At 68.7% G+C, this 22,515-nt stretch carries 22 protein-coding genes; 11 read left to right on the top strand and 11 right to left on the bottom strand.

Going from position 1 to position 22,515, the window contains the following annotated elements:
- Nucleotides 1-14 precede the first annotated feature (14 nt).
- Both epsI and xrtV read right to left on the bottom strand, forming a co-directional pair.
- Entirely contained in the window at nt 15-767 is a 753-nt protein-coding gene (gene epsI, locus ASE22_RS22900; protein WP_056365165.1) for an exosortase-associated protein EpsI, V-type, read from the bottom strand.
- Nucleotides 764-1,672, bottom strand: a complete 909-nt coding sequence (xrtV, locus tag ASE22_RS22895; protein ID WP_235537455.1) for an exosortase V — start codon at nt 1,670-1,672, stop codon at nt 764-766. Before xrtV ends, epsI begins: the two co-directional genes overlap by 4 nt.
- Before the next feature lie 41 nt (nt 1,673-1,713).
- Between xrtV and ASE22_RS26990 the strand changes: the two genes are divergently transcribed.
- Nucleotides 1,714-1,959, top strand: coding sequence for a hypothetical protein (locus ASE22_RS26990; RefSeq protein WP_156407256.1), 246 nt, complete (start codon nt 1,714-1,716; stop codon nt 1,957-1,959).
- Complete coding sequence (locus ASE22_RS22890) at nt 1,953-2,459, top strand: PEPxxWA-CTERM sorting domain-containing protein (RefSeq protein ID WP_056365160.1); 507 nt, start codon at nt 1,953-1,955, stop codon at nt 2,457-2,459. The genes ASE22_RS26990 and ASE22_RS22890 overlap by 7 nt, the downstream gene beginning before the upstream one ends.
- 156 nt (nt 2,460-2,615) lie before the next feature.
- Here the strand turns inward: ASE22_RS22890 and ASE22_RS22885 are convergent, their stop codons facing one another.
- The 3 genes from ASE22_RS22885 to ASE22_RS22875 form a co-directional block, all read right to left on the bottom strand.
- Nucleotides 2,616-3,158 carry a CAP domain-containing protein gene (locus ASE22_RS22885; RefSeq protein ID WP_056365156.1) on the bottom strand — a complete coding sequence of 181 codons (543 nt, stop codon included), beginning with the start codon at nt 3,156-3,158 and terminating at the stop codon, nt 2,616-2,618.
- A 467-nt stretch (nt 3,159-3,625) separates the two neighbouring features.
- Nucleotides 3,626-4,996, bottom strand: a complete 1,371-nt coding sequence (locus ASE22_RS22880; protein WP_056365153.1) for a glutamate--cysteine ligase — start codon at nt 4,994-4,996, stop codon at nt 3,626-3,628.
- 41 nt (nt 4,997-5,037) lie between these two features.
- Entirely contained in the window at nt 5,038-5,784 is a 747-nt protein-coding gene (locus ASE22_RS22875; protein ID WP_056365148.1) for a 16S rRNA (uracil(1498)-N(3))-methyltransferase, read from the bottom strand.
- Nucleotides 5,785-5,824: 40 nt separating this feature from the next.
- On the opposite strand from ASE22_RS22875, the gene ubiA reads away from it, so the two are divergent.
- From ubiA to ASE22_RS22860, 3 genes are all read left to right on the top strand, one after another.
- Nucleotides 5,825-6,742, top strand: a complete 918-nt coding sequence (gene ubiA / locus ASE22_RS22870) for a 4-hydroxybenzoate octaprenyltransferase (protein ID WP_200933203.1) — start codon at nt 5,825-5,827, stop codon at nt 6,740-6,742.
- Nucleotides 6,743-6,832: 90 nt separating this feature from the next.
- Nucleotides 6,833-8,179 (top strand): TldD/PmbA family protein, encoded by a 1,347-nt coding sequence (locus tag ASE22_RS22865; protein WP_056365142.1) that lies wholly within the window; start codon nt 6,833-6,835, stop codon nt 8,177-8,179.
- Nucleotides 8,172-8,951 carry a 3'(2'),5'-bisphosphate nucleotidase CysQ gene (locus ASE22_RS22860; protein ID WP_056365137.1) on the top strand — a complete coding sequence of 260 codons (780 nt, stop codon included), beginning with the start codon at nt 8,172-8,174 and terminating at the stop codon, nt 8,949-8,951. The genes ASE22_RS22865 and ASE22_RS22860 overlap by 8 nt, the downstream gene beginning before the upstream one ends.
- Before the next feature lie 35 nt (nt 8,952-8,986).
- Here the strand turns inward: ASE22_RS22860 and ASE22_RS22855 are convergent, their stop codons facing one another.
- Together ASE22_RS22855 and ASE22_RS22850 are read right to left on the bottom strand one after the other, a co-directional pair.
- A complete protein-coding gene (locus tag ASE22_RS22855) occupies nt 8,987-9,403 on the bottom strand; it encodes a CoA-binding protein (RefSeq protein ID WP_056365133.1) in 417 nt (138 codons plus the stop codon).
- A gap of 24 nt (nt 9,404-9,427) precedes the next feature.
- Nucleotides 9,428-10,429 carry a P-loop NTPase gene (locus ASE22_RS22850; RefSeq protein ID WP_056365130.1) on the bottom strand — a complete coding sequence of 334 codons (1,002 nt, stop codon included), beginning with the start codon at nt 10,427-10,429 and terminating at the stop codon, nt 9,428-9,430.
- A gap of 71 nt (nt 10,430-10,500) precedes the next feature.
- On the opposite strand from ASE22_RS22850, the gene hflK reads away from it, so the two are divergent.
- The 3 genes from hflK to ASE22_RS22835 all read left to right on the top strand — a co-directional run bounded on the left by hflK (nt 10,501) and on the right by ASE22_RS22835 (nt 14,086).
- Entirely contained in the window at nt 10,501-11,553 is a 1,053-nt protein-coding gene (hflK, locus tag ASE22_RS22845) for an FtsH protease activity modulator HflK (protein WP_414886461.1), read from the top strand.
- A complete protein-coding gene (gene hflC / locus ASE22_RS22840; RefSeq protein ID WP_056365124.1) occupies nt 11,550-12,419 on the top strand; it encodes a protease modulator HflC in 870 nt (289 codons plus the stop codon). The genes hflK and hflC overlap by 4 nt, the downstream gene beginning before the upstream one ends.
- 107 nt (nt 12,420-12,526) lie before the next feature.
- Entirely contained in the window at nt 12,527-14,086 is a 1,560-nt protein-coding gene (locus ASE22_RS22835) for a Do family serine endopeptidase (protein WP_056365121.1), read from the top strand.
- Between the two features lie 95 nt (nt 14,087-14,181).
- On the opposite strand, the gene ASE22_RS22830 is transcribed toward ASE22_RS22835, so the two are convergent.
- The 3 genes from ASE22_RS22830 to ASE22_RS22820 all read right to left on the bottom strand — a co-directional run bounded on the left by ASE22_RS22830 (nt 14,182) and on the right by ASE22_RS22820 (nt 18,606).
- On the bottom strand, nt 14,182-15,000 hold the full coding sequence (locus ASE22_RS22830; RefSeq protein WP_056365118.1) for an outer membrane protein: 819 nt from the start codon (nt 14,998-15,000) through the stop codon (nt 14,182-14,184).
- A 143-nt stretch (nt 15,001-15,143) separates the two neighbouring features.
- Entirely contained in the window at nt 15,144-16,655 is a 1,512-nt protein-coding gene (gene trpE, locus ASE22_RS22825; protein WP_056365115.1) for an anthranilate synthase component I, read from the bottom strand.
- Nucleotides 16,656-16,668: 13 nt separating this feature from the next.
- Nucleotides 16,669-18,606 carry a peptidylprolyl isomerase gene (locus tag ASE22_RS22820; protein WP_056365112.1) on the bottom strand — a complete coding sequence of 646 codons (1,938 nt, stop codon included), beginning with the start codon at nt 18,604-18,606 and terminating at the stop codon, nt 16,669-16,671.
- Between the two features lie 186 nt (nt 18,607-18,792).
- On the opposite strand from ASE22_RS22820, the gene tpiA reads away from it, so the two are divergent.
- From tpiA to ASE22_RS22805, 3 genes are all read left to right on the top strand, one after another.
- Nucleotides 18,793-19,545, top strand: coding sequence for a triose-phosphate isomerase (tpiA, locus tag ASE22_RS22815; RefSeq protein WP_056365109.1), 753 nt, complete (start codon nt 18,793-18,795; stop codon nt 19,543-19,545).
- Between the two features lie 244 nt (nt 19,546-19,789).
- Nucleotides 19,790-20,167 carry a preprotein translocase subunit SecG gene (gene secG / locus ASE22_RS22810; protein ID WP_056365106.1) on the top strand — a complete coding sequence of 126 codons (378 nt, stop codon included), beginning with the start codon at nt 19,790-19,792 and terminating at the stop codon, nt 20,165-20,167.
- A gap of 141 nt (nt 20,168-20,308) precedes the next feature.
- Complete coding sequence (locus ASE22_RS22805; protein ID WP_056365103.1) at nt 20,309-21,943, top strand: CTP synthase; 1,635 nt, start codon at nt 20,309-20,311, stop codon at nt 21,941-21,943.
- A gap of 57 nt (nt 21,944-22,000) precedes the next feature.
- On the opposite strand, the gene ASE22_RS27900 is transcribed toward ASE22_RS22805, so the two are convergent.
- Complete coding sequence (locus ASE22_RS27900) at nt 22,001-22,129, bottom strand: hypothetical protein (RefSeq protein ID WP_268796351.1); 129 nt, start codon at nt 22,127-22,129, stop codon at nt 22,001-22,003.
- Between the last annotated feature and the right edge of the window lie 386 nt (nt 22,130-22,515).

Genomic DNA, 22,515 nt, shown 5'->3' with positions numbered 1-22,515 from the left:
CCGGGGCGCGACGGTCAGCGCGGACTCGCCTGCCGGCCGGAGAGGATCTGGTCCTTCAGCCCGGGGGCGCCGGCTTCGCCCAGCACCAGCCGCCGCGCGGTGGGGGACAGCGAGGCGAAGAACGGCACGAGGAATCGCTGCAGCGTCCGGATCGCCGTGCGGTCGTCGGGGGCCGCGGTCGAGAAACGGATCAGCATGCCGTCGGGCACCCGTCCCTTCAGATTCTCCTTCGCCACGGCCCAATGCTGCTGCCACCACCGGGTCGGGAAGTCGTTGCCGATCCGCGTCCAGTAGATCAGCTGCTCGTGGCGGCTGACGCTGCGTGCGGCGAGATAATGGCCGGGCACCTCGACGCCGCCGCCGGCATCGAGCTGGATCAGCCGTTCGTGCTCGATCGCATAGCCGGCCGCCGGATAGCACACCTCGGGCCGGTGCACCTGGAGCATGCCGTCCTGGATGCCGTTATAGGCGATGAGGAACATGACGGGCAGCTGGGTGGGCGATGCGTAATAGCGGGTGATGATGGCGTTGTAGAGCCGGTCGCTGAGCTGGTCGGGCGGCGGCAGCACGAGGCCGCTGCTCGTCTGATACTCCCAGTCGCCGATCTTCAGGGGGAAGAGCGGGTTGAGCTTCGCCTCCTTGATCATGCGGAAGGGGACGTCGGGGCGGCGCGCATTGGCGACGATCCCGGCCCCGGCCAGCAGGCCGCCGGCGATCATCGCGCGCCGCGACACCAGCCGCCGGGCGTCGATCTCGTCGTGCGTCATGCCGCGCTCCCGCGTGCCAGCCTCTGGCGCAGCGGCGATGCCAGCGCGTCGACGGCGAAGATGCCGAGGACCGAGAAGAGGAACATGGTGATCCCCGAGAAGGTGTGGAGGAAGCCCTGGGCAGCCTCGTCCCCGAGATAATGGGTGATGAGGATCAGGGCCAGCACGCGGATGAAATTGGCGAGGATCGCGACCGGCACGATCGCCAGCATCAGCAGCATGGCATAGCGCCAGTTCGCATTGTGCCGGATATAGACGTAGAACAGGCCGATCGCCGACAGGCTGATCAGCGAGTTGAGCCCGGCGCAGGCCGCGGCGATCAGCAGCTGATACTGGCCGATGATGATCATCACCCCCGATCCGGCGATCGGATAGCCCAGATGGTAGAGCAGGTTGATCGCCGCCTGCGAGATGCCGATCTTGAGCGGCTGCGTGACCATCGCCACCACCGTGTCGGGCGGCGGGAAGATGAACAGCATGTAGAAGATCGGGAACCACATGGCGCGCAGCGGCCGCCAGCCGACCAGCCAATAGGCGGTGACCAGCAGCAAGCCGTACATCATGAAGCCCTCGACCTCGATGACGTTGATGATTCGCGCGACCATGTAGAGCGGCCCGACGATCAGATAGGCGATCGCCGCGACCCGCGTGTCGCCGGGCCGGGCCAGCGAGCGGACCTCGCCCCAGCGGCGCCAGAACAGCCACAGCGCGGTCGCCAGCACGATCGGGCCGTGCGCGCCCTGCTCGGTGGTCCAGTTCTGGGTGGCGACGCCGTAGAGCGTCGGGACCACCACCGCGGCGACGCCGATGACGAGCGGCCAGAAGCGGCGCGCGAGGGCGACCAGCGGCAGCAGATCGGCCGGTCCGTAGCGGCCGGCGCTCGCGACCGGCTGGCTGTCCGCCATGTCCCCCAAGTGTCTGTTCAAGGATTTACGCCATCTCAACCATGTTCCGGGCATTGTTCCCGAGAACCGCCGCCGTCGATGAAGCGTTGGTCCCGGTCGATGCGCCGAACCAGCCCATAGCGGATCGTCGCGCGCTGGAACAGTCGGTTGGGGTGCATGGCGCGCACAGTATCGTCGCGGGGATGTTGCAGATGTTTACCACTCGAATTTTGGACTTCCGCGAAAACATGCTATTGGGCGGCGTGTATATTTGCGTTGGGGAATATCGGGGTAGTTCTTCATGTTGAAGGAAGCTGTTGCGTCCAAAGCGGCCAAGCTGCTGATGACTTGCGTCTGTCCGGTCGCCGGTACGACCGCCTTGAGCCTGGGCGTGCCCCAGGTCCGGGATGCGGTCCACAAGGCTACCCAGCCGCGTCAATATGCCAAGCCGAAGACCCGCGTCCGCGCGGCGCCGGAGGAAGGCGTCCAGGTCGCGTCGGCCGAGGGCCCGTGCCCGACCGTCACGCCCTTCGCCCTGTCGAACCTTCCGGCGGTGACCAACATGCCGGTGGAATCCTCGCCGCTGCAGGTGGCCGAGGCACCCCCGCCCGACGTCGCGGTTCCGCTGACGCCGCGCATCTTCGTGCCGCCGAGCACCGGCACGCCCAATCCGCCGGGCACGCCCGGCGTGCCCGAGCCGTCGACCTGGGTCCAGCTGATGCTGGGCTTCGGCCTGATCGGCGGCGTCGCCCGCATGACCTACCGGCGGAACGGGACCGCGCCCGAGGGCGAGGCCGTAAAAGGCTGATCCCGGGCCGTCATTCTCAAGGCGATTCTTCCCGTCATTCCGGCGAAAGCCGGAATCTCCTGCCCTTGCCGGAATCTTCCTGCCTTGAACGTCGGGACATCGACCGTCTCGGAAAAGAGAAGGGAGATCCGGCTTTTGCCGGGATGACTTCAATCCTCAAAACGGCCTTTCGCCGATGACGTTGCCGCCTTCGCTGTAGCGACAGACCAGGAAATCGTCCTCTACCCCGTGCGCCACCGCGCAGCCGACGGCGCGCGACGAGCGCCACACGACCTGGGTATAGTGCCCGACATTCTCCAGATCGCCGCTCAGGCTGTTGTTGGGGAAGATGCCGGCCTTGAAGTCCTTCTTCTCGTCGACCCACAGGCCGACCATCTGCTCCGGGCCATAATAGCCCCGCGTGCCGGCCCATAGATTCTCGCCCTGCGGATCGGTTTCGGCGGGGTCGTCCTCGCTGTGGACCAGATAGCCGACCTTGGTGAGGTGCGCGGCGTAGATGCCGGCGTCGCGGGCGAGCAGTTCGTTCCACGCCAGCGGCGGGATGCCCATGGCGGCGCGCTCGCGGTTGTGGCCGGCCAGCAGCCGCTGCGCGAGGTTGTTGTCCACACCCGTGGCGCCCTGCACGAGCGGCGCCGCCAGCGCCAGGGCCAGTGCGCCCGCCAGCTTCGCCGCCTTTGCCTTGCCCCAGCCGAAACGCATGCCGATCCTCCAGTCGATCCGATGGGACCGATGCTAGAGGCGCCGCCTTGCCCGCTGGTGTGGGAGATTGGTGATCGCGTTTTTCATGATCATCCGCCGCACCGGCCGGGGATTCGCCACGGAATTGCGCGATTCCGGCGTCACGGTTGACGGGTCGTTTACCAGCGGGAACGAAAGGAGGGGGCGGGGTGGTGGAGCTGCGGGCCGGATCCCCCGGCTCGGGCCAGGCGAAGCCTGATCCTCGATTTTACCGCAGCCACCACGTCTTGCACGCCGTACCGGACTTTCACCGGCGCATTTCTCTCCTGCGATGAGCCCCGCTATTGCGAGTGTCTCCTGCCGACGCAGCAGCGCGCTTCTATCGCAACATTCGGCGATGTGCCAGCGCCCTTGCGCGCCGGAACCCGAATAGGGCCGGACGGTGCCTTTATCGCGCCGACTGTTGCACCGGCGTCACGCCGGTCCGGTCAGAACCGGACGTCCCGATAGACGCGGCTGATGTCGCCGCCCCAGGCGCCGTGATAAAGATCGAGCAACTGTTCGGCGGGCGTCTTGCCGCTCGCGACGATCTCGCGCAGCGGGGTGAGGAAGCCCCGCTCGTCGTCGCCCGCCCCGTTCAGCCGCGCGCGCGCCTTCAGTCCCTCGGCGGAGATGTCGAGGACGGTGTTCGCCAGGTCGAGCAGGCTGCGCCCGCGCGGCCCCCGTGCCTTCAGGCCGAGCTTCGGCACGTCCGCGCGGATGCGGTGATGGTCCTCGATCGTCCAGTGCTTGACCAGGTCCCAGGCCGCGTCGAGCGCAGCATCGTCGTAGAGCAGGCCCACCCAGAAGGCGGGCAGCGCGCAGATGCGGTCGTGCGGGCCGCCGTCGGCGCCGCGCATCTCGAGGAAGCTCTTCAGCCGGACCTCGGGAAAGGCGGTCGACAGATGGTCCTTCCAGTCCTCGACCGTCGGCTTCTCGCCGGGCAGGACCGACAGCTTGCCGTCCATGAAGTCGCGGAAGCTGAGCCCCGCCGCGTCGACATAGCCGTCGCGGAAGGCGAAATACATCGGCACGTCGAGCATGTAGTCGGCGTAGCGCTCATAGCCGAAACCGTCCTCGAACACGAAGGGCAGCATGCCCGTGCGGTGCGGATCGGTGTCGGTCCAGATATGGCTGCGATAGCTGAGGAAGCCGTTGGGCTTGCCGTCGAGGAAGGGCGAATTGGCGAACAGCGCGGTCGCCAGCGGCTGCAGCGCCAGGCTGAGGCGGAACTTGCGCACCATGTCCGCCTCGCTCGAATAGTCGAGGTTGGTCTGGATGGTGCAGGTGCGCAGCATCATGTCGAGGCCCATCGTGCCGACCCGCGGCATGTGGCGCAGCATGATGTCGTAGCGGCCCTTCGGCATGATCGGCAGCTCTTCGCGGCTCTTGTCGGGCCACAGGCCCAGGCCGAGGAAACCGATCCCCAGCTTTTCGCCGACCGCCTTGACCTGCTCGAGGTGGCGCCCGGTTTCGGCGCAGGTCTGGTGGAGATTGTCGAGCGGCGCGCCCGACAGCTCGAACTGGCCCGCCGGCTCCAGGCTGACATTGCCGTCCTCGCCCTCGAGCGCGATGATGTTCTCGCCCTCATAGACCGGGCGCCAGCCGAATTGCGTCAGGCCGATCAGCAGCGCGTGGATGCCGCCGCGCTCCTCATAGGAGGGGGCGCGGTGCGAATCCTCGAAGAACACGAACTTCTCGTGCTCGGTGCCGATCCGCCATCTGTCCTTCGGCTTCTCGCCGTCGACGAAGACCGACAGCAGGTCGTCGCGGGATTCGATCAGGGGATCATCGCCTTCGGAGGCCTTGCGCGTGCTCATCGCCGCGCCATAGCGGACCGATCGGTACGTTTCTAGTTTGATTATTCTGCGCGCCAGTCCCCGGCCGATGCCATCCATAGCGCGACGGCCGCCGCCATCGCCGTATCGGCCCGCAGGATACGGGGGCCCAGCGACACGCCGATCGCCTGCGGCACGGCCTTGATCGCGGCGCGCTCCTCGGGGGTGAAGCCGCCCTCCGGACCGATCAGTATCGCGGCCGGTCCGGGCGTCACCGCCCGCGCCATCGGCGTGCCGCCCTCTTCGTCGGCGAAGATCAGCGCCCGGTCGGCGGGCCAGTCGCGCAGCATCGCGGCGAGCTTCACCGGCGCGTCGAGGATCGGCAGCGCGGTCCGCTCGCACTGTTCGGCGGCCTCGATCATGTGCGCGCGCAGCCGGTCGAGGTTGAGCCGGTCGACGATCGTGCGCTGGGTGATCACCGGCCGCAGCCGGGCGACGCCCAGCTCGCACGCCTTTTCGGCGACCCAGTCGATCCGGCCCTTCTTGATCGGCGCGGCGAGCAGCCACAGGTCGGGCACTGCCTCGCGCTCGCGGACCCGTTCCTCGACCCGCACCGCGACGGCGCGCTTGCCGACCTGGTCGATCACCGCGCGCCATTCGCCGCTGGCATCGTCGAACAGGGCGATCGCGTCGCCCGTCTTCAGCCGCATCACGGCCGACAGATAATGCGCCTGCCCTCCGTCGATGGTCAGCGCGAGGCCGGCCGAGAGCGGGGTTTCGACGAACAGGCGGGTCAGGCTGGCGGGCGGCCAGGCGGGGGTTTGGGCCATGGGACTTCCGAAAGCGTGGCTTTTCCCCTACCTGCCGCCCATGGCCGACGAAGTCGAGGAAATCGTGCCCGACAGCGAGCTGCGCGGGATCGCCCGGCGGCTGCCGCCGGCCTTGCGCCCCTATTGGCTGCTCGCCCGCTTCGACCGGCCGATCGGCAGCTGGCTGCTGTTCTGGCCCGGCGTATGGGCGATCGCGCTGGCGGGCAGGGCGGTCGAGCGCTGGGATCTGATCCTGTGGTTCGCGCTCGGCTCGGTCGCGATGCGCGCCGCGGGCTGCGTCTATAACGACATCGTCGATCGCGACCTGGACCGGAAGGTGGCGCGCACCGCCGCGCGTCCGCTGGCCAGCGGACGGATCGGCCTCAAGGCGGCCTGGGCCTGGCTGTCGCTGCTCTGCCTGGTCGGGCTGGTCGTCCTCGTCCAGCTCAACCTCATGGCTGCGATCACCGCCGTCGCCAGCCTCGGTGCCGTCGCCGCCTATCCGTTCATGAAGCGGATCACCTGGTGGCCGCAGGCCTGGCTCGGCATCGTCTTCTCCTGGGCGGCGCTGGTCGGCTGGCCGGCGGCGACGGGCGGCTTCTCGCCGGTGCTGTGGCTGCTCTACGCGGGGTCGATCGCCTGGGTGATCGGCTATGACACCATCTATGCGCTGCAGGATATCGAGGACGATGCGCTGGCGGGGGTGAAGTCCTCGGCCCGCGCGCTGGGCCCTCGTGCGCGGCTCGGCATCGGCCTGTTCTACGCGATCGCGATCGGCTGCTGGATCGCCGCCTTCTGGCTGTTGCGGCCACAGGCGCTCGCCACCCTGGCCCTGCTGCCGATGGGTCTGCACTTCGTCTGGCAGGTGGCGCGGCTGCGGGTCGAGGACCCGGCCGATGCGCTCGCCAGATTCCGTTCGAACCGCTTCGCGGGCCTGCTGATGTTCCTCGCCTGCCTGGTGGTCGGGGCGACGGCCTGACCTTGTCATTCGCGCTCCGGCGAAGGCGCGAGCGGGGTCTGGAAGCCTTTACCCTTTGACCTTCGGGACCGGCGTACCTAAGTCGCCGACATGCTCAGCCTCTCCGAAGCCGAAAGCCGCACCGCCGATCTCGCCGCCGCCGCGCGCAAGGCCGGTGCCGATGCCGCCGACGTGATCTACGTCTGCAACAACTCGACCCAGGTCTCGGTGCGCCTCGGCGCGCTCGAGGACGTCGAACGGTCGGAGGGCGAGGAGATCGGCCTCAGGCTGTTCGTCGGCAGCCGCTCGGCGAGCGTCTCTTCCTCCGATCTGTCGCAGCCGGCGCTCGACGCGCTCGTCGATCGCGCGGTGGCGATGGCGCGCGAGGCGCCCGAGGATCCCTATGCCGGCCTCGCGCCCGAGGACCGGCTGCTGCGCGGACCGGTGCCCGACATCGACGGCGACGATGGCGTCGATCCGTCGCCGGCCGAGTTGCGCGAGCGCGCCGAGGCTGCCGAGGCGGCCGCCCGCGCCGTCCAGGGCATCACCAACAGCGAGGGCGCGGGCGCCTCGGCCAGCCGCTCCGTCATCGCGCTCGCCACCAGCACCGGGTTCGCGCGCGGCTATTCGAGCAGCGGCTATGGCTGCTCGGCCAGCGTCATAGCCGGCGAAGGCGGCGGCATGCAGCGCGACTATGCCTATCATTCGGCCCGCCACCTGTCCGACCTGGAGGATGCGACGGCGATCGGCGCCCGCGCCGGCGACCGTGCGGTCAAGCGGCTCAACCCCGGCAAGCTGTCGAGCGGCGCGCTGCCGGTGGTCTATGATCCACGGGTCGGATCGGGGCTGCTCGGCCACCTCGCCGGCGCGATCACCGGTTCGGCGGTCGCGCGGCGGACCAGCTTCCTGCTCGACAAGCTGGGCGAGCGGATCTTCGCCACGGGCATCGTCGTGCGCGACGACCCGCTGCGCAAGCGCGGGCTGCGGTCCAAGCCGTTCGACGGGGAAGGGCTGCCGACCCAGGCTCGCGACATCATCGCCGACGGCGTGCTGACCGGCTGGATCATGGACTCGGCCTCGGCGCGCCAGCTCGGGCTGGAACCGACCGGCCACGCCACCCGCGGCGTCGGCGGCCCCCCGGGCGCGGGGCTGACCAATCTCTACCTGGAGGCGGGATCGCTCTCGCCCGAGGAGCTGATCGCCGACATCAAGCTGGGCGTCTACGTCACCGAGCTGATCGGGCAGGGCGTCAACGGCGTGACCGGCGACTATAGCCGGGGCGCTTCGGGCTTCGTGATCCGCGACGGGCGGATCTGCGAGCCCGTTGCCGAGATCACCGTCGCCGGCAATCTCAAGGACATGTTCCGGGAACTGACCCCGGCGTCGGATCTTGTCTTCCGCCGCGCCGTTGATGCTCCGACGATCAGGATCGAAGGGATGACGGTCGCCGGTGCCTGATGGACTCCTCGAAGCGGTAAGTGCGGTCGCGGCCGAGGTCGGCGCGATGGCGCACGCCTCGTGGCGCGGCGAGTTCAAATATTGGGACAAGACGCCGGGCAGCCCGGTCTGCGACATCGATCTCGCGGCCGACGCGCTGCTGCACGAACGCCTGATGGCGATCGATCCGGAGGCCGGCTGGCTGTCGGAGGAGACCGTCGACAGCGCCGAGCGGCTCAATTGCGTGCGCGTCTGGGTGGTCGATCCGATCGACGGCACGCGCGACTATGTCCGTGGCCGCGAGGGATGGGCGGTCTCGATCGCGCTGGTCGAAGGCGGCCGCCCGGTGATCGGCGTGCTCGATGCGCCCGCGCGCGGCGAGCATTGGCGCGCCCGTGCCGGCCATGGCGCCACCCGCAACGGCGAGGCGATCCGCGCCTCGGCGCGCCGCGAGCTGCCCGGCGCGCGGGTACCGGCCGACGTGCTGGCGCGCGGCGATTCCGATCTGGTGACGGTCGGCAAGCCCAATTCGATCGCGCTGCGCATCGCGATGGTGGCCGCCGGACAGGCCGATCTGCTGGCGACCCTGCGCTGGGGCCATGAATGGGACATCGCCGCCGCCGCGCTGATCGCGCAGGAAGCGGGGGCGACCGTCACCGACGCGCTCGGCCGCCCGCTCCGCTACAACAGCACCAGGGGCGAGCAGTTCGGGGTGCTGGCGACGGCCCCGGCGATCCATGCCGACGCGGTCGAACGGCTGGCGACGCGCGCGGCGACGGCGGTGGTTCGGTAGCTCCCGATCCTTCCGTCGAAGGATCGACGGATTCCTCAAAGTCCCAGGCGCGGGATCTCGATCGCGGGGCAGCGGTTGACCACCGCCTTCAGTCCGGCGCTTTCGGCCCGGGCGACCGCGTCGTCGTTGAACACCCCGAGCTGGGTCCACACCGCCTTCGCGCCGGCGGCGACGGCGTCGTCGATCACCGGGCCGGCGGCGGTCGAGTTGCGGAAGATGTCGACGATGTCGATCGGCTCGTGGATCTCGGCGAGGGTCGCCACGACCGGCCGGTCGTGGATCCGCTGGCCCGCGAGCTGGGGATTGACCGGGATCACGTCATAGCCGCGCGACAGCAGGAAGCGCATCACGCCGTGGCTCGGCCGGTCGGGGCGGTCGCTGGCGCCGACCATCGCGATGGTCTTCGCGGTGCGGAGGAGGTCGGCGATATCCTGGTCGGCGGTCAGAGGCATGGCGAAGCTCCCGAAATGGTCCCCCTAAAATGATGCGGGCTTCGCCGGGTTCAACCAGTCGGCGATCCGTGCGGCGAGCGGTGCGAAGACCGCGTCGTCCGCGTCCGCCGCCGGCGGGCGCCCCGCGTCGGAGGCGGTGCGGATGCCGATGTCGAGCGGTACCCGGCCGAGGAAGGGCAGGTCCATCGCCATCGCCGCCGCCTGCGCGCCGCCCTGGCCGAACGGGTCGGATATCTCGCCGCAATGTGGGCAGGCATAGCCCGCCATGTTCTCGACGACGCCGATGATCGGCACATGCGCCTGGTTGAAGAAGTCGATCGCGCGGGTGGCGTCGATCAGGGCCAGGTCCTGCGGGGTCGACACGATCACCGCGCCGACCGGCTTGTATTTCTGGACCATCGTCAGCTGGACGTCGCCGGTGCCCGGCGGCAGGTCGAGGATCAGCAGCTCGACATCGCCCCATTCGGCATCGACCAGCTGGCCGAGCGCATTGCCCGCCATCGGCCCGCGCCAGGCGATCGCCTGCCCCGGCTTCACGAGCTGCGCCATCGACAGCATGGGTACGCCGTGCGGCGACATGACGGGGTCCATCTTCTGCCCCTGCGCGGTCGGGCGCATGCACTCGGTCGCCAGCAGTCGTGCCTGCGAGGGGCCGTAGATATCGGCATCGACCAGCCCGACCTTGCGGCCCATCCGTTTCAGCGCGACGGCGAGGTTGGCGGAAAGGGTCGACTTGCCGACCCCGCCCTTGCCCGATCCGACCGCGATGATCTTGCGGCCGCGCTTCTCCGCGGTCATCGCGACCCGGACCGTCTCGACGCCGGGGACCGCGATCAGCGCCTGCTTTACCGCCGTTTCCAGCTTGCTCCGGGCATCCCCGGACAGGCCGGTCACGTCGACGACGACGCTGGCCGTACCGTCCTCGAAGCGCGGCGCCGCGGCGCGTCCGCTGGCGATCAGCCCCTTGCCGCTAATGGGATCCGGGACGGCGTCGAGCGCGGCGGGAAGCGAGTCTGTCATGTCCATGGGGCGTGCAAATAAGGGCTCCGCTTGGAAAGAGCACTGTTTTTCCGCCGATCCGCACCTATAATGATCGGATGAACGACAGCGATAGCAGCGGAATGGTGCCGCGGCCGATGCTCAACGAGGGCGGGCCGTGGGGCGGAGGAGGATCGGGTGGCGACGGGGGTGGCGGTGACGGCAACCCCTGGAACCAGCCGCCGCGCGGCCGGCCCGGACCCGCGGGCCGCTCGGCGCTCGACGAGCTGCTGCGGCGCGGCCGCGCCCGCTTCGGCGGCCGCGGCGGGCCCGAGCCCGAGGCCGGACGCTTCGCCCTCTGGGCGATCGGCGGCCTGCTGCTGATCTGGATCCTCTGGACGAGCGGCCATCGCATCGACCCGCAGGAGCGCGGCGTGATCACCCGCTTCGGCTCCTATGCGGGGACGCTCGAGCCCGGCATGCGCTTCTCCTTCCCCGCGCCGATCGATATCGTCACCAAGATCGACATCGAGGATATCCGGGTCAAGGACATCCCCGGGGGTGGTGGCAACAGCCAGAACCTGATGCTGACCGGCGACCAGAACATCATCGACCTCGCGTATTCGGTGCGCTGGAACATCCGCGACCCCGAGCTCTATCTCTACGAGCTGGCCGACCCCGACGAGACCGTCGCCGAGGTCGCCGAAAGCGCGATGCGCGCGGAGATCGCCCGTGTCGCGCTCAACGATGCGATGGGTCCGCAGCGCAGCCAGATCGAGGGCCGCGTCCAGCAGCGCATGCAGGAGATCCTCGACAGCTATCGTTCGGGCGTCACCGTGCAGGGCGTCGCGATCAAGCAGGCCGATCCGCCGAGCGCGGTGGTCGAGGCGTTCAAGTCGGTCTCGGCCGCGCAGCAACAGGCGCAGGCCTATCTCAACGAGGCGCGCGCCTATGCCCAGCAGCTCGGCGCGAAAGCCGAGGGTGAGGCGGCGGCGTTCGACAAGGTCTATGCCGAGTATCGGCTCGCCCCCGAGGTGACCCGCCGCCGCATGTATTACGAGACGATGGAGCGCGTCCTGGCCAAGACCGACAAGACGGTGATCGAGGCGCCGAACGTCATGCCCTATCTCCCGCTGCCCCCCGCGCAGCCCAAGCCGGCGGCCCAACAATGAACGTCAGCGACAATTTCGCCAGCCGCACCGTGATCGGCTGGGCCATCGCCGCGATCGCCGTGGTGATCGTGCTCAGCAGCATCGTCGCCGTGGTGCCCGAGACAAAGCAGGCGCTCGTCGTCCGCTTCGGCAAGCCCGAGACGGTCTACAACGCCTATCGTCCCAATGAGGATTTCGGCGCGACCGGCGCGGGCGTGATCTTCAAGATCCCGTTCATCGACCAGATAACCTGGATCGACAAACGCGTCCGCGACTTCGACATGGAGCGCCAGTCGGTGCTGTCGACCGACCAGCTCCGGCTCGAGGTCGACGCCTATGCCCGCTACCGCATCGTCGATCCGCTGCGCATGGCGATCACCGCCGGCAGCGAGCGCCGGGTCGAGGAGGCGCTGCGCCCGATCCTCGGATCCTCGCTCCGCAACGAGCTCGGCAAGCGGCCCTTCGCGGCGCTGCTGAGCCCCGAGCGCGGGCAGGTCATGGACAATATCCAGACGCGCCTGAACCGCGTCGCGCGCCAATATGGCGCCGCGATCGTCGATGTCCGCATCAAGCGGGCCGACCTGCCCGACGGCACGCCACTGGATTCGGCGTTCAACCGGATGCGCACCGCGCGCGAGCAGGAAGCGCGGTCGATCCTTGCCGAAGGCCGCAAGCAGGCGCAGATCATCACCGCCGAGGCCGATGCCCAGGCGGCCGGCACCTATGCCGAAAGCTTCAACAAGGATCCCGATTTCTACAATTTCTACCGGGCGATGCAGTCCTATCGGATGACCTTCGGCACCGACGGTACCGAAGCGCCCGGTTCGTCCAACGTCATACTGTCGCCCGACAACGAATATCTGCGCGAATTCCGCGGACGGCGCTAGACCGAGAGGGAACAGCGCCGTTCAACCGGGGTTCAGCGATCGGGAAAGAGATAAGACACCCGGCAAATCGGCAACGGCAGGACAGGAGATTTAAGGAGTTGGCCAAAGTGCGTTATGCCTATGGGATCACCGCAGCCTTGCTGGCCGGCGGTGCGGCTGCAACCCTGACCCTGCAGCAGCCCGTCGGCGCCCAGGTGGCGCAGAATGCGCCGGGGTCGATCAACGCCGCGGCGCCCCGCCCGGGTGCGCCGATGAGCTTCGCTGACCTCGCCGCCAAGCTGCAACCGGCGGTCGTCAACATCTCGACCACCCAGAAGATCCAGGTCCGCGGCGGCGGCAACGCCTTCTCGGGCACGCCGTTCGAGGAGCTGTTCCGTCGCTTCGGCGGTGGCGCCACCGACGAGGGCGGCAAGCCGATCACGCGCGAAGCGACCTCGCTCGGGTCGGGCTTCATCATTTCGGCCGACGGCTATGTCGTCACCAACAACCATGTGATCTCGGCGTCGCCCGAGGGCGGTTCGGGAGCGGTCGTCAGCTCGATCACCGTCACCTTGCCCGACCGCAAGGAATATAAGGCGACGATCGTCGGCCGCGACCAGACGTCGGATCTGGCGCTGCTCAAGATCGATGCGAAGAACCTGCCCTTCGTCCAGTTCGGCGATTCGACCCGCACCCGGGTCGGCGACTGGGTCGTGGCGATCGGCAATCCGTTCGGCCTCGGCGGCACGGTGACCGCGGGCATCGTCTCGGCGCTGCACCGCTCGATCGGCATCAACGGGCCCTATGATCGCTACATCCAGACCGACGCCTCGATCAACCAGGGCAATTCGGGTGGCCCGATGTTCGATCTCCAGGGCAATGTGATCGGCATCAACACCGCGATCTTCTCGCCGACCGGCGGCAATGTCGGCATCGGCTTCGCCATCCCGGCCGAGGAAGCCAAGCCGATCATCGACCAGCTTCGCACCGGCCAGCGGGTGCGGCGCGGCTATCTGGGCGTCGGCATCCAGCCGATGACCGAGGATATCGCCAGCAGCCTGGGCCTGGCCAAGGATCGCGGCGAGATCGTCGCGCGGGTCGAGCCCGGCGAGGCGGCGGCGCGGGCGGGCATCCGCCAAGGCGACGTGATCGTCAAGGTCGACAATCAGGAGATCACCCCCGACAACACGCTGTCCTACATCGTCGGCAAGGCCGCGGTGGGCGCCCGCCTGCCGGTCGAGCTGATTCGCGAGGGGCAACGCAAGACGGTGACGGTGACCCTGGGCGAACGTCCGCCGGAGGACCAGCTCGCCAATGCCGGCAATCTGGACGACGATCAGGACGACGGCGTGCCCGGCGCCGGCCAGTCCGCGCCCGACCAGCCGACCCGTTCGGCGATCGGCCTCGGCCTGCAGACGCTGACGCCGGATATTGCGCGGCGGCTCGGCGTCTCGGCCACCCTGCGCGGGGTGGTGATCAACTATGTCGATCCGTCGAGCGACGCCGCGGCCAACGGCTTCCAGCCGCGCGACATCATCCTGCAGATCAACAATGTGCCGGTGACGACCGTCCAGGCGGCGGCCGCGCAGATCGCCGACGCGCAGAAGGCCAAGCGCCCGACGGTGCTGCTGTTCGTCCAGCGCGGCAATAATCCGCCGCGCTATGTGGGCGTGCAGCTCCGCAACTGATTCCGTTCCGCTTCCCCCGAAGGGGAAGCGACGCGGACGAGAAAAAGGGCCGGGAGCTGTCGCTCCCGGCCCTTTTCCGTGCGTTCGCGTCGCTATCAGAAGCGGTAGCTGACCGTCGCCATGAGCGAGTGGTAGCCGAACTTGCTGAAGGTCCGCTTGAAGTCGGTGCCCGACGCGTTCTGCGCCGTGAAGGGACCGCCGGCGGGGCCGCCCGAGGCGCGCACCGTGCTGTCGTTGTTCTTCAGAGCGGTGAACAGGTAGAGCGCGCCGACCGAGAAGGGGCCGACCTTCTGCTCGATGCCGCCGCCGTAATTGTAACCCCAGGCATCCTTGGTGGGGTTGTCGACGGTGAAGGTGTTGACGCCGTTCGAGGTCGAGAAGCGGTTCCGGATCTTGCCATAGGCGAGACCGCCGGTGCCGTAGATCAGCGTGCCGGTGTTGAACGAATAGCCGCCACGGGCGCGGATCCCGCCATCGTTCCGCAGCCTGGCCTGCATCTTGTAGACGGCGGGCGTGGTGCTGAAGGCGGTGACGCTGTCGACCAGATAGCTCTTGCCATATTCGACCACGGCACCGACCACGGGGCCGCTGGTGTCGCCGAACTGATAGTCGAAGCCGGCATGGACCTTCCAGGTCGTGCCGTCATTGTCCTTGGTGCAACCCGTGCCCGGAGCCGCCGAGGTCGGCGAACCGCCGCAGCTGCCCGGCGCGAAATTCGGGAAGGCGTCGCCGAAATTGCCGTCGAGGTTGCGATCGAAGACGACCTGCTCGTCGCCGTCGCGCGGCTGCCAAGCATAGCCAAGCTGGCCACCCACGTAGAAACCCGTCCAGTTGGACGTGCTCTGTGCCGAAGCGGCACTGGCGCCGAGCGCTGCCAGGGCGATCGCGGCGGTGGTGGAAATGAGAACTCGCATGTCTACTAACCCTTTCTGCTGCCATAAAGGCGAAGCGGTAACGGCTCCGATCCGGTTTCGATCCCTCGCAAGGACGGCTTTGTCGCGAGTGGTGCAATATTGTCACACCGTCGAAACGGACGGCTAAGCTGCTGACAATATTGTTATTGTCCGAAGCCGGCCTCGCCCGCGCGGGCCACCGCCTCGCGGGCCGCGGCGATCAGCGCTCCGGCCTTGGCCTCGCACTCGCGCCGCTCATATTCGGGGTTGCTGTCGGCGACGATTCCGGCCCCGGCCTGGACGTGCATCTTGCCGTCCTTGACCACCGCGGTACGCAGCACGATGCAGCTGTCCATCGACCCGTCGGGGGAGAAATAGCCGACCCCGCCGGCATAGGCGCCCCGCGTCTCGGGCTCGAGCTCGGCGATGATCTCGCAGGCGCGGACCTTGGGCGCGCCGGAGACGGTGCCGGCCGGAAAGCCCGCGAACAACGCGTCGAGCGCATCCCGCGCCGGATCGAGCCGGCCGACGACGTTCGACACGATGTGCATGACGTGGCTGTAATGCTCGACCGTATAGCTGTCGGTGACCTCGACCGTTCCGGCCTGCGCCACCCGGCCCACATCGTTGCGGCCGAGGTCGAGCAGCATGAGATGCTCGGCGCGTTCCTTGGGGTCGGCGAGCAGGCTTTCGCGGTTGGCGATATCCTCGGCGGTGGTCCTGCCGCGCGGCCGGGTGCCGGCGATCGGACGGATCGTCACCTCGCCGTCGCGCGCGCGCACCAGGATCTCGGGGGAGGAGCCGATCAGCGCGAAGCCGGGCAGGTCGAGGAAATAGAGGAAGGGCGACGGGTTGATCCGTCGCAGCGCGCGGTAGAGGTCGATCGGCGGCAGCGGAAAATCGACGGTGAAGCGCTGCGCCAGCACGACCTGGAAGATGTCGCCGGCGGCGATATAGTCCTTCGCGCGCAGCACCATGTCGGCATAGCGGTCGGGCGCCGTCTGCGGCACCAGCTCAAGCGCCGCGGGGTCGATGTCGCTGCGGTTGCGCTCGGGCAGCGGGCCGGCCAGCAGGGCGGCGTGCGACTCGATCCGTTCCACCGCCTGGGCGACCTTGCCAGCGGGATCGCCCGCCACGTCGGGCCATAGCGGCGCTACCAGGTAGAGCTGGTCGGCGAGCCGGTCGAAGACGAGGATCAGGGTCGGCCGCGCGAACAGCATGTCGGGCAGGTCGAGCGGATTGGTCGGGGGCCGCGGCAGCTTCTCGACCAGACCGATCGTCTCATAGGCGAAATAGCCGACCAGGCAGGCGAGCGCGCGGGGCAGGCCGTCGGGCACCGCCATGCGGCACGAGGTGACGAGCTTGCGCATCGCCGTGAGCGCGTCGTCCTCCAGCGCTTCGAAGGCGGCGGGATCGGTCGCCCAGCGGCGGTTGATCTCGGCGGTGGCGCCGCGCGCGCGGAACAGCAGGTCGGGCGCGAGGCCGAGCAGCGAATAGCGGCCGCGCACCGCGCCGCCTTCGACCGATTCGAGCAGGAAGTCGCCCCGTCCCGGCTCGATCAGCTTGAGCGCGGCGGCGACCGGCGTCTCGGTGTCGGCGACCTGGGTGCGCCATACCAGCGCGGGTTCGCCCCGCGAAAGGGCTTCCAGGGCGGCCTGGTCCTGCGCGAAACCCATCCCCCGTCGCGGCCTATTGACCGGTCGAGCCGAATTGGCGCTTGGCGGCGGCGATCGCGTCCGGATAGCGCTTGACGCCGATGTCCTGGGTGACGGCGCGGATGAACTGTTCGCCCAGCTCGGCCTTCACCGCGCGGGACAACTCCTCCTGGGTGGCGCCGATCAGCCCGGAGGCCTTGGTGAGATCGCCGGGGATCACCTGGTCGAGGACCGTGACGAACAGCGCCTCGCCCTGGGCGCTGGGGATCAGCCGGGCCTTGCCCTTCTGCAGCGCGAACAGCGCCCGGACCGGTTCGGGGATCTGCGCGCCGCTCTGCTGCGCGCGGGCGATGTCGAGCTGCCGCGCGTTCGCGGGCCGCGCGGGGGGCAACTTGACGCCGCTGTCGGCGATCGCCTTGGCGAGCGGCACGCCGCGGTTGACCGCCGCGACCATCTTGTCGCCGACGGCCTTGGCACGCACGGCGGCGCGCTTCACCAGGATATCGCGGACGACGGCCGGCCGGACTTGCGCGAGCGGCAGCGGCGTCGGCGGGATCACCTTGGCCACGCTCAGCAGCGCATATTGCTGGTCCGGGACCACCGCCTCGACGGTCGGCCGGTCCTCGGGGGACGAGGCGAAGGCGTTCTTGAGCAGCGCGCCAAGCTCGGCCGGGGCCTTCCAGTCGGGCTTGTCAATCGGCTGGCCGCCGGCGAGCAGCGCCGGGGTCTCGACCACGGTCAGCTTGTTGTTGGCGGCGACCTCGGCGAAGCTCGATCCGTCGGCGATCGCGTCCTCGACCTTGCCGGCCAGCTCGGACAGCGCCTCCTGCGACTTCTGGCGGGTCAGCAGCGCGGTGATGTCGGGCTTGGCCGCGGCCAGCGAACGGGCGGGGGTGCCGGTCACCGCGTCGACCTTCACGACATACCAGCCGAACGCGCCCTTGGCGGGTCCGGCGATGCTGCCGGACGCGGCGGCGAAGGCCTGGTCGGCGACGGCTTCGCCCGCCGCGCCGCTATAGTCGGCCTTGCTCTGCCCGGTCAGCGTCGACGCCTCCAGCCCCGCCTTGGCGGCGGCGGCGGCCAGCGTCTGCCCGCCCTTGGCGGCGGTTGCGATGCTGCGCGCCAGCGTCTCGTTGGGGGTGATCACCTGGGTGAGGCTGCGCGTCTCGCGCGCGGCGAAGCTATCGGCATTCTCGCGATAATAGGTGGCGATCTCGGCCTCGGTCGGCACCGATTGCGCGGCGATCTGCTCGGTCCCGAACAGGGCATAGCGCAGCACGCGCGCCTCGGGACGGGTGAAGGTGGCGATATCCGCCTTGTAGGCGGCGGCGATCTCGGCCTCGGTCGGCAGGCGCGGGTCGGCGAAGGCGGCGAGCGGGATGATCCCGACCTGGCCTATGCGCTGTTCGAGCAGCAGCGCCGCATAGGGGCGGGCGAGGCGTGCGGGTACCGGCGCCAGCGCGGCGGCGGGCGTCAGGATCTGGTTGCGCATCAGCTCCCCGGAAAGGTCGGCACGCAGCTCGCGCTCGCTGATCCTCGCCTGGGCGAGGCGATTGCGCATCACCGTCTCGTCGAAGGTGCCGGTGATCCCGCGAAAGGCCTCCATCCCCGCGATCTGCGCGTCGATCAGCCGCTTACTGATCGCCAGGCCCTGCTTCTTGCCCCAGGCGTCGAGCGCGCGCGCGCTGATCAGGCCGTCGGTGACCCCTTCGAAGCCGCCGGCGGCGATGAAGCCCTTGTGGTCGAGCTCGGGCCGGTCGCGGCGGAGCGCATCGAACTGGTTCTGCACCCGGCGCAACAGGTCGTTCGAACTGATCTTGGTGCCGTCGATCTTGGCGATCGTGGCGCCTTCGGCAGCCCCGCCGGTCATGCCCGGCCGTTCGACGCCGGTGACGATGAAGGCGATCAGGACCAGGGCGAGGATGCCGAGGACGATCCACGAGGAAAGCGCGCGGCGGAAGAAGGAGATCATCGGGTGTTCCGTCTGAAACCAGAAAGGGTTGCGCTGCCATAGAGCCTGATCGTCCGAGGTGGAAGCGCTTTGCGTTTCCGCCGCCGACGGGAATCGGGCGCTTTCAAATGGCCGCGCTGCGGGGATGGTTGCGGGACGCGGCGTTGGATCCTAAGGCCGGACGCGCAACAGCAGAGAGGGTGGAAAATGGGACTGCGCAAGCTCGTCGCCGGCAACTGGAAGATGAACGGATCGCTCGGCGCCCTCGCCGAGCTCGATGCGATCGCAGCGGCAGCGAAGGCGCAGGGCTCGGTCGACGTGGCGGTCTGCCCGCCCTTCACGCTGATCGCCCCGGCGGCGGCGCGCCAGCCCGATCTCGCGATCGGCGCCCAGGATTGCCACGGCCAGCCCAAGGGCGCCCATACCGGCTGCGTCAGCGCCGCGATGCTGGTGGAGGCCGGCGCGAAGCTCGCCATCGTCGGCCATAGCGAGCGCCGCGCCGACCAGCACGAGACCGATGCCGAAGTGCGGGACAAGGCGATCGCGGCGATCGCCGCCGGGCTGACCGCGATCGTCTGCGTCGGCGAGACCGAGGCCGAGCGTGACGCCGGCCATGCCGTCGCGGTGGTCGAGGGCCAGCTCGACGGATCGATTCCGGCCGACGGTGCCGCCGCGACGCTGGTGGTCGCCTATGAGCCGGTCTGGGCGATCGGCACCGGGCGGACCCCGTCGACCGCCGACGTCGCCGAGATGCACGCCGCGATTCGCGCGAGGCTGAAGCTGCTGCTCGGCGCCGGGGGTGCGGGCGTGCGCATCCTCTATGGCGGCTCGGTGAAGCCCGACAATGCCCGGGAGCTGCTCTCGGTCGCCGATGTCGACGGCGCGCTGGTCGGCGGCGCCAGCCTGACCGCTGCGCAGTTCGTGCCGATCGTCGAGGGCGCGGCCGCGGCGTCGGCCTGAACAATCACCCCTCTCTCGTCATGCCAGCGAAGGCTGGCATCTCGTGAGACTGGGCGCCGCCTTACCCTCCTGAGATGCCAGCCTGCGCCGGCATGACGGCAACGTCAGCGTGCCGCTTTCGTGGGAATGATGGTGGAGGAAGGGCCGTCCGCGCCGGATGTAGCCCTGGCATGAAGGCGCGGAGGTTGAACCTTCGTCCCCGATCGACTAGATGCGCCGGCATAGTCGAAATCGAAAGCCGGCAATGCTCTTCACCTTCCTGCTCGTGGTCCACATCATCGTCGCGGCGTCGCTCGTCGCGGTCATCCTCGTGCAGCGATCGGAAGGCGGCGGGCTGGCGTCGGGCGGCAACCCTGGCGGGTTGATGAGCGCACGCGGCGCGGCCGACTTCCTGACCCGCACCACCGCGGTCCTGGCGGGCATCTTCGTGGTGCTCAGCATCACGCTGGCGGCGCTCGCCTCGGTCGAGCGCGCGCCGAGCAAGATCGACACCTCGCTGGTCGGCAAGACCGCAGGCGCCGATGCGGCTCCGGCCCCGGCTCCGGTGAGCGACGATCCCCTGGCGGCCGCGGCGGCCCAGGGCGGCGGCGGCATCGCCTCGAACGGCGCCGCGCCGCAATAAAATCTACGCACAGGAGCGGATAACAGGCCGTGCCCCGGTTCCGGGGCGCCGTGCTTTTGCGATCGCCCACAATTTTTTGTCGATATGAAGGAGTCCCCCACCTTGCCCTTCGCCCCCTCGCGCGGTTAAACCCATTCTCCCATGGCGCGGTTCATTTTCATCACCGGCGGCGTGGTCTCCTCGCTTGGCAAGGGTCTCATGGCGGCAAGCCTCGCCGCCCTCCTCCAGGCGCGCGGCTACAAGGTTCGCATTCGTAAGTTCGATCCCTATCTGAACGTCGATCCGGGCACGATGTCGCCCTATCAGCATGGCGAAGTCTATGTGACCGACGACGGGGCGGAGACCGATCTCGATCTCGGCCATTATGAACGCTTCACCGGCGTTCCCGGCCGGCAGTCGGACAACATCACCTCGGGCCGGATCTACCAGACGATCATCCAGAAGGAGCGGCGCGGCGACTATCTGGGCGCCACCGTCCAGGTGATCCCGCACGTCACCGACGCCATCAAGGAATTCGCGCGCGCCGATACCGACGGCCTCGATTTCGTCCTGTGCGAGATCGGCGGCACGGTAGGCGACATCGAATCGCTGCCCTTCATGGAGGCGATCCGCCAGCTCCGGAACGATCTCGGCCGCGGCAACTCGATCTTCGTCCACCTGACGCTGGTGCCCTACATCGCGGCGGCGGGCGAACTGAAGACCAAGCCGACCCAGCACAGCGTGCGCGACCTGACCTCGCTCGGCATCCAGCCCGACGTGCTGGTCTGCCGCTGCGACCGGCCGCTGCCAGAGGGCGAGCGCGCCAAGATCGCGCTGTTCTGCAACGTCGCCAAGGAAGCGGTGATCCCCGCGCTCGACGCGAGCACCATCTACGGCGTGCCGCTGCAATATCATGAGGAAGGGCTCGACGAGGCCGTCCTCTCGGCCTTCGGCATCGAGGCCGGGGACGAGCCCGACCTCACCCGCTGGACCGAGATCATGGACCGGCTGGAGAATCCCGAGGGCGAGGTCACGATCGGCGTCGTCGGCAAATATGTCGGGCTGCTCGACGCCTACAAGTCGCTTCACGAGGCGCTGGTCCATGGCGGCATCGCCAACCGGGTGAAGGTCCATATCCGCTGGATCGACGCCGAGCTGTTCGAGCAGGAGGAGGGCGGCATCGCCGCCCAGCTCGAGCCGATGCACGCGATCCTGGTGCCGGGCGGCTTCGGCGAGCGCGGTTCCGAGGGCAAGATCGCCGCGGTGCGATTCGCCCGCGAGCGCAAGGTGCCCTATTTCGGCATCTGCCTCGGCATGCAGATGGCCTGCATCGAAGGCGCGCGGAACACCGCCGATATTGCCGCGGCCTCGACCACCGAGTTCGGCCCGACCGACGAGCCCGTCGTCGGCATGATCACCGAATGGATGAGCGAAGCCGGCCTGCAGAAGCGCGAGTCGGGCGGGGACCTCGGCGGTACGATGCGGCTCGGCGCCTATGACGCGAAGCTGTCGGGCAACAGCCATGCGGCGTCGATCTACGGTGCCACCGATATTTCCGAGCGGCATCGCCACCGCTACGAGGTCAACGTCCATTACCGCGCACCGCTGGAACGCGGCGGCCTCGTCTTTTCGGGCATGTCCCCCGACGGCGAACTGCCCGAGGTCGTCGAGCGGCCCGATCATCCCTGGTTCGTCGGCGTCCAGTTCCACCCGGAACTGAAGAGCAAGCCGTTCGATCCGCACCCGCTCTTCGCCAGCTTCATCGCGGCGGCGGTGCAGCAGAGCCGGTTGGTCTGACGCTCGTCGCGTCATCCCGGCTGTCGCCGGGATGACGACGAACTGCCCGATTCGATTTTAGCCCGGAACGCCCGGGATCACCGGATCGGCGGGGGCGCCGGGATCGGGATCGGTCGGCGACGGCACCGGAATGTCGATTGGCGTGTCGACCGGAACCTCGTCGGGGGTGGGGGGCTGGCTGGCCATGATGATTCTCCTTTCGGCGGGGGGAACGCCCGAGCGGTCCGGACTATCCGTCCGACCGGCAAGGCGGGGCCGAACTGCGGTCGCCGGAAGCGATGCCGGCCGAAACCAAGGATGGCTGAAACAGCAAACGCCGGGATCGTTTCCGATCCCGGCGCCGCGTGACGATATTCGCCAACCCCCTTGGCGGGCTCTACACCAACCACCCCTTAAATGGCGGCGGAACCCTACCTTTTCCCCGAACCATGGCCGTTTTTTCTGCTCATGTTCCGTGACACTTCTCCTACATCCGGGCCCGATGCTTGTCATTGGCTTTCAAGGCGTCCGGAATCGAAAGACGGCAGGTGTGTTTTCTCGGCAACAGAGACCGATCGGTACCGCCGGTCTTT

Origin of the sequence: Sphingomonas sp. Root720 (genome assembly GCF_001428605.1) — a bacterium.
Classification (GTDB): Bacteria; Pseudomonadota; Alphaproteobacteria; order Sphingomonadales; family Sphingomonadaceae; genus Rhizorhabdus.
This window is presented reverse-complemented; position numbering and strand designations above follow the sequence as displayed.

Coding starts and splice junctions, on each gene's coding strand:
- ASE22_RS27900 (WP_268796351.1), bottom strand. CDS start 22,129: ATGGCCAGCCAGCCCCCCACCCCCGACGAGGTTCCGGTCGACACGCCA.
- ASE22_RS22885 (WP_056365156.1), bottom strand. CDS start 3,158: ATGCGTTTCGGCTGGGGCAAGGCAAAGGCGGCGAAGCTGGCGGGCGCA.
- ASE22_RS22820 (WP_056365112.1), bottom strand. CDS start 18,606: ATGATCTCCTTCTTCCGCCGCGCGCTTTCCTCGTGGATCGTCCTCGGC.
- hflC (WP_056365124.1), top strand. CDS start 11,550: ATGAACGTCAGCGACAATTTCGCCAGCCGCACCGTGATCGGCTGGGCC.
- ASE22_RS22875 (WP_056365148.1), bottom strand. CDS start 5,784: ATGGCCCAAACCCCCGCCTGGCCGCCCGCCAGCCTGACCCGCCTGTTC.
- epsI (WP_056365165.1), bottom strand. CDS start 767: ATGACGCACGACGAGATCGACGCCCGGCGGCTGGTGTCGCGGCGCGCG.
- ubiA (WP_200933203.1), top strand. CDS start 5,825: ATGGCCGACGAAGTCGAGGAAATCGTGCCCGACAGCGAGCTGCGCGGG.
- hflK (WP_414886461.1), top strand. CDS start 10,501: ATGAACGACAGCGATAGCAGCGGAATGGTGCCGCGGCCGATGCTCAAC.
- ASE22_RS22805 (WP_056365103.1), top strand. CDS start 20,309: ATGGCGCGGTTCATTTTCATCACCGGCGGCGTGGTCTCCTCGCTTGGC.
- trpE (WP_056365115.1), bottom strand. CDS start 16,655: ATGGGTTTCGCGCAGGACCAGGCCGCCCTGGAAGCCCTTTCGCGGGGC.
- xrtV (WP_235537455.1), bottom strand. CDS start 1,672: ATGGCGGACAGCCAGCCGGTCGCGAGCGCCGGCCGCTACGGACCGGCC.
- ASE22_RS22855 (WP_056365133.1), bottom strand. CDS start 9,403: ATGCCTCTGACCGCCGACCAGGATATCGCCGACCTCCTCCGCACCGCG.
- ASE22_RS22880 (WP_056365153.1), bottom strand. CDS start 4,996: ATGAGCACGCGCAAGGCCTCCGAAGGCGATGATCCCCTGATCGAATCC.
- secG (WP_056365106.1), top strand. CDS start 19,790: ATGCTCTTCACCTTCCTGCTCGTGGTCCACATCATCGTCGCGGCGTCG.
- ASE22_RS26990 (WP_156407256.1), top strand. CDS start 1,714: ATGTTCCGGGCATTGTTCCCGAGAACCGCCGCCGTCGATGAAGCGTTG.
- ASE22_RS22865 (WP_056365142.1), top strand. CDS start 6,833: ATGCTCAGCCTCTCCGAAGCCGAAAGCCGCACCGCCGATCTCGCCGCC.
- ASE22_RS22850 (WP_056365130.1), bottom strand. CDS start 10,429: ATGGACATGACAGACTCGCTTCCCGCCGCGCTCGACGCCGTCCCGGAT.
- ASE22_RS22830 (WP_056365118.1), bottom strand. CDS start 15,000: ATGCGAGTTCTCATTTCCACCACCGCCGCGATCGCCCTGGCAGCGCTC.
- tpiA (WP_056365109.1), top strand. CDS start 18,793: ATGGGACTGCGCAAGCTCGTCGCCGGCAACTGGAAGATGAACGGATCG.
- ASE22_RS22890 (WP_056365160.1), top strand. CDS start 1,953: ATGTTGAAGGAAGCTGTTGCGTCCAAAGCGGCCAAGCTGCTGATGACT.